The 1295-nt window shown below is 62.1% G+C and carries 1 protein-coding gene; it reads right to left on the bottom strand.

The features are described from left to right. Positions 1 to 126: 126 nt before the first annotated feature. Positions 127 to 1295, bottom strand: a 1169-nt coding sequence (locus G3480_RS26680; RefSeq protein ID WP_164657215.1) for an IS4 family transposase, incomplete at its 5' end; no start/stop codon positions are given.

Raw genomic sequence — 1295 nt, 5'->3', positions numbered from 1 at the left:
TATCCCTATCAATAACAATGTTTTTCCTGCGCTTATGAAAATCCAGCAAGGCTCGCGACGAAGACTTCTTGCGGGGAGGATGGCGTTGAGGACGATCGAGGGTCGGATTGGTGAGGAACAAAGCGGTCAAGCGCCGGCACAGGGTCGCGGTGTCGAGTCGCTGAACAACAGATCCAAGGCACGATCCTTGATGGCGTTGAAGGAGACGGCGCGGTTGACTGTCTGGGCGTGGGGCGTGGTCTTCGCATCGAGCGCCGTTTGCGCCTCGGCGGTCAAGATCGCTTCCAGCCCGGTCAGATAGACGGCGGCATGGAAATCCTGGCGCACAGCTTCGGCGCCGAGCCCGCTAAAATTCTCCAGACCCAGGCGGGTCTTGAGCAGGCCATAAAACGTTTCCACGCCCCAACGCAAGCCATACAGCTCCAGGAAATCTGCGGTGGGATAGCGCGCCACGTCGAGCAAGGAGGTGACCAGCACTTCCCATTCCCCCGTGCTCAAACGCACCCGCACGAACCGCACCGTGAGCGAGCGGGGCAAGCCCCGCGCGCGGATGTCGCGGGCTTGTCCGGCGCAGGGCGTCAGCGTGACGATCTGACTGTCCGGACCTTCCCCTTTGAGCATCCGCCGCGCGGGCGCAAACGAGGCGGCAGAGCAACGCATCACAAAGTCGCGTTGGCGCTGAGTCAATTCCGCCAGCATCCGGTACGAGGGGTAGTTGCGATCCATCACCAGCAGATCGCCGGGACGCGTGTGGGCCAGATGCCCAACCGCCAGGTCTACCTCGTAGGCATCGGCCTGCCCCAACACGGCATCTACGCTGATCCGATTGAGCACGTCATACAGCACCGAGGCCAACGCATAGGGACGCTCCCCCTGAACATCGCCTTCAGGGCCATTGGAGTAGGCAATGGTGCCGAACTCCCGGCGAATCTCTTCGGTGTCCGGCAGCAGGATCTTCGAGCCGTCCACCGCCAGAATCCGCCGGCCCCAGAAGGTCCGGTAGTCCCCGTCCGCGTAGACGGTGTCCACGATCGCCGTCGTATTGAGTTCGATGAAGGCGCCGTGCTTGAACTTGTAACGCGCCTGAGAGAAGGCGCTCGCGCTCACCGGCTCAGCATCCAGCCAGGTCATGGCTTCGTTCACGACGTTCTGCAGCGATTTCATGCTCTTCCTCAGCACCAGCGTGATGACCAACGCGAAGGGCAGTTGGCGCACCCGAGTGAACGCCTTGGCCGTCGTACGATGCCGATTCTTGAACGCTTCATCGGCGACCAGGCGCCGCGTCGTTTCCAGGG

This window comes from Thiorhodococcus mannitoliphagus (assembly GCF_010915725.1).
Taxonomy (GTDB): domain Bacteria; phylum Pseudomonadota; class Gammaproteobacteria; order Chromatiales; family Chromatiaceae; genus Thiorhodococcus; species Thiorhodococcus mannitoliphagus.
Note: the sequence above shows the minus strand (reverse complement) of the source record. Positions and strands in the feature narration are given on the sequence as shown.